Source organism: Rhizobium sp. AG855 (assembly GCF_003610655.1).
In the GTDB taxonomy this organism is placed as follows: Bacteria; Pseudomonadota; Alphaproteobacteria; order Rhizobiales; family Rhizobiaceae; genus Allorhizobium; species Allorhizobium wuzhouense.
In genome coordinates this window covers 1-2,500 of record NZ_RAQG01000011.1, presented here as the reverse complement: position 1 = coordinate 2,500, position 2,500 = coordinate 1, and the positions used below count along the sequence as shown (strand labels likewise).

1 tRNA gene and 2 rRNA genes (1 of these 3 cut by a window edge) are annotated in these 2,500 nt (G+C 53.6%); all 3 read left to right on the top strand.

Annotated features, from left to right (window positions below):
• Nucleotides 1–1,977: ribosomal RNA gene (locus DFO46_RS23695) — 23S ribosomal RNA — on the top strand; it begins 821 nt to the left of the window's first position.
• 112 nt (nt 1,978–2,089) lie between these two features.
• Nucleotides 2,090–2,204: ribosomal RNA gene (gene rrf / locus DFO46_RS23690) — 5S ribosomal RNA — on the top strand.
• Between the two features lie 219 nt (nt 2,205–2,423).
• Nucleotides 2,424–2,500: transfer RNA gene (locus tag DFO46_RS23685), tRNA-Met, on the top strand.

Genomic DNA, 2,500 nt, shown 5'->3' with positions numbered 1-2,500 from the left:
GCCAATCAAACTCGGAAATAGCTGGTTCTCCGCGAAAACTATTTAGGTAGTGCGTCGATCGAATACCTCAGGGGGTAGAGCACTGGATGGGCTATGGGGACTCACCGTCTTACTGATCCTAACCAAACTCCGAATACCTGAGAGTACTAATCGGCAGACACACGGCGGGTGCTAACGTCCGTCGTGAAGAGGGCAACAACCCTGACCTCCAGCTAAGGTCCCCAAGTCATGGCTAAGTGGGAAAGGATGTGAGGATCCCAAAACAACCAGGATGTTGGCTTAGAAGCAGCCATCATTTAAAGAAAGCGTAACAGCTCACTGGTCTAAATAAGGGTCTTTGCGCCGAAAATGTAACGGGGCTAAAGCCATGCACCGAAGCTGAGGATGTATCGCAAGATACGTGGTAGCGGAGCGTTCCGTAAGCCTGTGAAGGGGTACCTGTGAGGGGCCCTGGAGGTATCGGAAGTGCGAATGTTGACATGAGTAACGATAAAGGGGGTGAGAGACCCCCTCGCCGAAAGACCAAGGGTTCCTGCTTAAAGTTAATCTGAGCAGGGTTAGCCGGCCCCTAAGGCGAGGCAGAAATGCGTAGTCGATGGGAACCACGTTAATATTCGTGGGCCTGGTGGTAGTGACGGATCACACAAATCGTACAGTCTTATTGGATTGATTGTGCGGTGGAGTGGTTCCAGGAAATAGCTCCACCCTATAGACCGTACCCGAAACCGACACAGGTGGTCAGGTAGAGTATACCAAGGCGCTTGAGAGAACTATGTTGAAGGAACTCGGCAAATTGCACGCGTAACTTCGGAAGAAGCGTGACCCCTTTATACGCAAGTATGATGGGGTGGCACAGACCAGGGGGTAGCGACTGTTTATCAAAAACACAGGGCTCTGCGAAGTCGCAAGACGACGTATAGGGTCTGACGCCTGCCCGGTGCTGGAAGGTTAAGAGGAGAGGTGCAAGCTTTGAATCGAAGCCCCAGTAAACGGCGGCCGTAACTATAACGGTCCTAAGGTAGCGAAATTCCTTGTCGGGTAAGTTCCGACCTGCACGAATGGCGTAACGACTTCCCCGCTGTCTCCAACATAGACTCAGTGAAATTGAATTCCCCGTGAAGATGCGGGGTTCCTGCGGTCAGACGGAAAGACCCCGTGCACCTTTACTATAGCTTTACACTGGCATTCGTGTCGGCATGTGTAGGATAGGTGGTAGGCTTTGAAGCAGGGACGCCAGTTTCTGTGGAGCCATCCTTGAAATACCACCCTTATCGTCATGGATGTCTAACCGCGGTCCGTCATCCGGATCCGGGACAGTGTATGGTGGGTAGTTTGACTGGGGCGGTCGCCTCCGAAAGAGTAACGGAGGCGCGCGATGGTGGGCTCAGACCGGTCGGAAATCGGTCGTCGAGTGCAATGGCATAAGCCCGCCTGACTGCGAGACTGACAAGTCGAGCAGAGACGAAAGTCGGTCATAGTGATCCGGTGGTCCCGTGTGGAAGGGCCATCGCTCAACGGATAAAAGGTACGCCGGGGATAACAGGCTGATGACCCCCAAGAGTCCATATCGACGGGGTTGTTTGGCACCTCGATGTCGGCTCATCGCATCCTGGGGCTGGAGCAGGTCCCAAGGGTTTGGCTGTTCGCCAATTAAAGCGGTACGTGAGCTGGGTTCAGAACGTCGTGAGACAGTTCGGTCCCTATCTGCCGTGGGTGTAGGAATATTGACAGGATCTGTCCCTAGTACGAGAGGACCGGGATGGACATATCTCTGGTGGACCTGTTGTCGTGCCAACGGCATAGCAGGGTAGCTATATATGGAAGGGATAACCGCTGAAGGCATCTAAGCGGGAAACCCACCTGAAAACGAGTATTCCCTATCAGGGCCGTGGAAGACGACCACGTTGATAGGACGGGTGTGGAAGCTCAGTAATGAGTGAAGCTTACCGTTACTAATAGCCCGATTGGCTTGATCGTTCTCATTGACCATGCTCATCGGCCCGAACAAACCGGGCGATGATGCCAATACGTGTTCAAAACAAACAGGAAATCCCTGTACCAGCTTCTCAACAACATTGCCCTTAGCCGACCTGGTGGTCATGGCGGGGTGGCTGCACCCGTTCCCATTCCGAACACGGCCGTGAAACGCCCCAGCGCCAATGGTACTTCGTCTCAAGACGCGGGAGAGTAGGTCGCTGCCAGGTCTGCTAAAGGCAATGTTGTCGGGTTTTGCGAAAGCAAAGCCACAATCTTCTCATCACTCAGTCGGCCCTGCCGAAATCTTAGGGCCGCTAATCAAGCGGCCCTTTTGCTGTTTGGAAGGCAGATAACTCCTACGGTGTTTTGCCTGCGGCAAAAACCGGATTGAGACGCAAACTCAAGAGTTTGCTCTGTCGGTATTTGCTAATGCAAATACCTGGTAACGCGGGGTGGAGCAGCCCGGTAGCTCGTCAGGCTCATAACCTGAAGGCCGCAGGTTCAAATCCTGCCCCCGCAACCA